Here is a 5,271-nt window from a genome sequence, read left to right as displayed (position 1 = left end):
TTGACCGCACTCCCCCGAATCACCGCCAACACCCGATGACCATTGCGCCGCGCATCCGACAACCGCTCCAGAAGCAGCATGCCCGCGCCCTCGGCGAAACCCGTACCGTCCGCGCCCGCCGCGAACGCCTTGCAGCGGCCGTCGGGTGCGAGGCCGCGCTGGCGGCTGAAATCGGTGAGGACGTTGGGGGTCGACATCACCGCGACGCCGCCGGCCAGGGCGAGGGTGCACTCGCCGCGCCGCAGCGCCTGGGCGGCCAGGTGAATGGCCACCAGCGACGACGAGCACGCCGTGTCCACCGTCACCGCCGGACCCTCCAGACCGAGGATGTAGGCGATACGGCCGGAGATCAGGGCCGAGAGGGTGCCGGTGCCGATGTAGCCGTGCAGGTCGGCGGAGGTGCTGGCGAGCACGGTGGCGTAGTCCTGGTCGTCGGCGCCGGTGTAGACACCGGTGCGGCTGCCGCGCAGGGTGCCGGGTTCGAGCCCGGCGCGCTCCAGGGCCTCCCAGGCGGTCTCCAGGATGAGCCGTTGCTGCGGGGCCATGGCGAGAGCCTCACGCGGTGAGATGTCGAAGAACGCGGCGTCGAAGCCGTCGACGTCCTCGACGAACCCGCCGCTGCGGGCGTAGCAGCTGCCGGGCCGCTCGGGGTCGGCGTCGAACAGTGTGTCGAAGTCCCAGCCGCGGTCGGTCGGGAAGGGGCCGAGGGCGTCTCGCCCTTCGGCGACGAGCTGCCAGAGGTCGTCGGGGGAGGCCACACCGCCGGGCAGGCGGCAGGCCATGCCGACCACCGCGACCGGATCGTGCGCACGGGCCTCGGTGTCGGCGAGTTGCTGACGGGCCTGCCGGAGCTCGGTGGTGACCTTCTTCAGGTAGTCACGCAGTTTGGCGTCGTTCGCCATCTGTTCGTTTGCCATGCGACGTCAACATCCTCCGGGCAGGCTCAAGAGATCCCGAGCTCGTTCTCGATCACGCTGAACAGTTCTTGGTCGGTGGCGGAGCCGAGATCCTCGGCGGCCTGGTCGTCGGCGCCGTCGGGCGGGATGGTCCAGGAGCGCAGCAGCGCTCCGAGCCGTTCGCCGATAGCCGTTCGGGTGTCGGCGTCGATGTCGGCGGTGTGCAACCGGTCCGCGAGCCGGTCGAGTTCGTCGAGGACGCTGGGGGTGGAGTCGGCAGGGGCGAGCCGGGTGCGCAGTTCGGCGGCCAGCCCGGTGGGCGTGGGATGGTCGAAGACGAGGGTGGCCGGCAGGCGCAGCCCGGTCGCGGTGGCGAGCCGGTTACGCAGTTCGACGGCGGTCAGCGAGTCGAAGCCGATCTTCTTGAACTCCTGTGCCGCGTCGATCGCCTCGGCCGTGGTGTGTCCGAGGACGGTGGCCGCGTGGGTGCGGACCAGGTCGAGCAGATACCGGAGCTGTTCGGTCTCGTCCATGCCGTCCAGGACCGCGCCCCGGGCAGGCCCCCCGGTGTGCGCGGTGGGCCGTACGGTGTGGTGGGCCAGGTCGCGCAACAGTGCCGGTACGGACGTTGGCTCGACGGCGCGCAGTGCGGCGGTGTCGGGGTCCGCCGGGACGAGGACGGGGCCGCCGTGGGCGAGGGCCGCGTCGAACCGAGCCAGGCCTTCGGCGGGTTCGACCGGGCGGATGCCTAGGGCCGAGACCCGTCGTAGGTCGGCCGTGTTCATCGCTCCGGTCATGCCGGAGGCCTGGGTCCACAGGCCCCAGACCAGGGAGGTGGCCGGGAGTCCCTGGCCGCGGCGGTGCTGGACGAGTGCGTCCAGATAGGCGTTGGCGGCAGCGTAGTTGCCCTGGCCGGGGCTGCCGAGGACGCCGGCGAGGGAGGAGAAGACCACGAACGCCGACAGGTCAGCGTCCTGGGTCAGTCGGTGCAGGTTCCAGGCGGCGTCGGCCTTGGCGCGCAGGACGCGGTCGAACTGCTCGGGGGTGAGCCGGTCCACGGTGGCGTCGTCGAGGACGCCGGCCGCGTGGACGACCGCGGTCAGCGGATGCTCGGCCGGGACGCGGGCGAGCAGGGCTGCCAGGTCGTCGGGGTCGGCGGCGTCACAAGCGGCGATGGTGACGTCGGCGCCCGATGCGGTGAGTTCCGCGTGCAGTTCGGCCGCTCCGGGCGCCCGCTCCCCCTGCCGGCCGACGAGCAGCAGGTGCCGTACGCCGTGCCGGGTGACCAGGTGACGGGCGATGAGGGCGCCCAGGGTGCCGGTGCCGCCGACGATCAGGACGGTGCGGGCGGGGGTGAGGCGCGGCGGGAGCAGCACGGCCAGTTTGCCGGTGTGGCGGGCCTGGGCGAGGTGGCGGAAGGCGGCGGGCGTGCGTGCCGCGTCCCAGGTGGTGGTGGGCAGGGGCGTGAGGACGCCCCGCTCGAAGAGGTCGCCGAGTTCGCCGAGCATCTCGCCGATCCGGTCGGGCCCGGCGTCCAGCACCAGGTCGTACGGGTGGTAGGCGACGTGCGGGTGGGCGACGGCGAGGTCGGCGGCGGGCCGGATGTCGGTCTTGCCCATCTCCAGGAACCGTCCGCCGGGGCCGAGCAGCCGGAGCGAGGCGTCGACGAACTCGCGGGCGAGGGAGTTGAGCACCACGTCCACGCCCCGCCCACCGGTGGCGGCCCGGAACCGCTCCTCGAACTCCAGGTCGCGGGAGGAGGAGAGCCGTTCACCGTCCAGGCCGAGGGCGCGGGCGGTGCCCCACTTGCCGGGACTGGCGGTGCCGTACACCTCCAGGCCCCAGTGGCGGGCGAGTTGCAGGGCGGCCATGCCGACTCCGCCAGTGACGGCATGGATCAGCAGGGTCTCGCCCTGCCGTACGTCGGCGAGGTCGCGCAGACCGTAGTAGGCGGTGAGGTAGACAACCGGGGCGCAGGTTGCCTGCGTGTACGTCCAGCCGCGCGGGATCCTGCCGAGCAGGCGGTGGTCGGTGACCGCGAGGGGTGCGATGCCTCCGCGGGGGAACAGGCCCATCACCCGGTCGCCGGGCGCCAGTCCGGTGACGTCGGGGGCGACCTCGACGACGGTTCCGGCGGCTTCGCCGCCGATCGCGGCCTCGCCGGGGTACATGCCGAGGGCGATCAGTGTGTCGCGGAAGTTCAGGCCGGCGGCACGGACGGCGACCCGGACCTCACCGGGTTCCAGGGGTCGCGTGGCGTCGGTGGACGGGACGAGGGCGAGGTTCTCGAAGGTACCCCTGCCGGTGGTGTCGAGCTTCCAGCCGGCCGCGTCGTCCGGCGGGGCCAGCCGCTCCTGCTCGCCGGTGCGGATCAGGCGGGGCAGCCGGACCTCACCGCCCCGGATCGCGAACTGCGGTTCCTCTCCGCCGAGGGCGGCGGCCAAGAGCTCCGGCGCGGTGTCCGGCGCGTCGAGGTCGGCCAGCACGAACCGGCCGGGGTGCTCGGACTGCGCGGTGCGCACCAGACCCCATACGGCGGCGGCGGCCAGGTCGGCCACCGTCTCCCCGGGCGCCGCGGCGACGGCACCGCGGGTGAGCAGGACGAGGCGGCTGTCCGCCAGCTCGGGTGCGGCGAGGAACTGCTGTACGGCCGTCAGCACGGTGAGGAGGGTGGCCTTGGCGGTGTCCGGGGCTGCCGGGTCGGTCGGAGTCCCGGCCGGGGCCTCGGTCGCCGTGGGGCCGGCCACCGCGCCGACGGGCAGAAGGACGGTCTCCGGAGCCGTCGCACCGGATGCCAGCTCGGCGCGGAGGCCGGCCAGGTGGCGGTGGCGGCGCGGGACGTCGGCCGCCGCCCCGTTCGGGTCGCCGAGCGGGGTGTCCCCCAGGAGGGCCCAGGTGGAGAGGGCCACCGGTGCGGCCCGGTCCGGGGCGGCCGGTCGCCAGTGCGGCGCGAGCAGCGCGTCGGGGCTGTGGTGGCGGTCGGCGAGCCGCGCGGCGTCGGTGGCGCGCAGGGTGAGCGAGTCGGCGGTGAGCACCGGCGCTCCGGTGGCGTCGGTGAGCGTGAGAGTGACCCGGTCGGGGCCGCTGCGGCCGAGCCGGGCCCGGGCGGCGGTGGCACCGCTCGCGTGCAGCCGGACGCCGGCCCAGGCGAAGGGCAGCCGGACGGTGTCCGGCCGGTCGGAGCAGAGCGCGTGCAAGGCGGCGTCCAGCAGCGCGGGGTGGATGCCGTACGGTGCGGCGTCGGCGGCGAAAGCGTCGGGTAGTTCGACCTCGGCGTACAGGTCGTCGCCGTCCTGCCACAGCGCGCGCAGGCCCTGGAAGGCGGGGCCGTAGGCGTACCCGGTGGCGGCCAGTCGGGCGTAGAAGCCGTCCAGTTCGACGCGTCGGGCGCCGGCCGGGGGCCAGGGTGCGGGGGCGGGCGGGGCCGCGACCGCCGTGTCGTCCGGGGCGAGGACACCGCTCGCGTGCCGCAGCCAGGGCAGGTCGTCGTCGGTGCGGGAGTGCACGGCGAAGGCGCGTCGCCCGCTGTCGTCAGCTGCCTCGGCCACCAGCTGGATCCGCAGGGCGCCGTGCTCGGGCAGGACGAGCGGTGCCTCCAGGGTGAGTTCGTCGACGCGCGGGCAGCGCACCTCGTCGCCGAGGCGGATGGCCAGTTCGAGCAGGGCGGTGCCGGGGAGCAGGACCGTGTCGAGGACGGCGTGGTCGGCGAGCCAGGATTGGGCGGCGGCCGAGAGTCGCCCGGTGAGGACCGTACCGCCGTCCGCGAGATCGACGGCGGCTCCCAGCAGCGGATGACCGGCGGCGAGCAGTCCCAGTTCGGCCGCGTCGGACAGCGCCGACCCGGAGTCCAGCCAGAGGCGTTCCTCCTGGAACGGGTAGGTGGGCAGCTCGACCGGGCGGGCGCCGTCCGGTGCGAGTCGGCCCCAGTGGACGGGGAGAGCGGCCAGGTGGGCGTGCGCGACGGCCTCGGTGAACTGCCGCGGTCCGCCCTGGTCACGGCGCAGGGTGCCGAAGGCGGTGCCGGGCAGGTCGGCCGCGTCCAGCGTTTCCTGGATGCCCGTCACCAGCACCGGGTGGGCGCTGACTTCGATGAACACGGTGTGGCCCGATGCGGCGAGGGCCTGGGTGGCCGGGCCGAACCGCACCGGGTGGCGCAGGTTGCGGTACCAGTAGTCGGCATCGAAGGAGGTCGGCTCGGCCCAGTCGCCGGTGAGGGTGGAGAACACCGGGATCTGGGGGCTTTGCGGGACGATCGGGGCGAGGGCGGTGCGGATCTCCCCCTCGATGGCTTCGACGTGGGCCGAGTGCGACGCGTAGTCGACGGGGAGCCGGCGGGTGCGTACGCCGTCGTGTGCACAGCGGTCAGCCAGTTCGT

2 protein-coding genes are annotated in these 5,271 nt (G+C 74.2%); both read right to left on the bottom strand.

Going from position 1 to position 5,271, the window contains the following annotated elements:
* On the bottom strand, positions 1–902 hold a 902-nt coding region (locus ACIHCX_RS38005), incomplete at its 3' end, for a beta-ketoacyl synthase N-terminal-like domain-containing protein (RefSeq protein ID WP_400037978.1).
* Positions 903–943: 41 nt separating this feature from the next.
* A partial coding sequence (locus ACIHCX_RS38000) for an SDR family NAD(P)-dependent oxidoreductase (RefSeq protein WP_400037976.1) occupies positions 944–5,271 on the bottom strand: 4,328 nt, incomplete at its 5' end.

It is taken from the genome of Streptomyces sp. NPDC052043 (assembly GCF_044548235.1).
Classification (GTDB): domain Bacteria; phylum Actinomycetota; class Actinomycetes; order Streptomycetales; family Streptomycetaceae; genus Streptomyces.
This window is presented reverse-complemented; position numbering and strand designations above follow the sequence as displayed.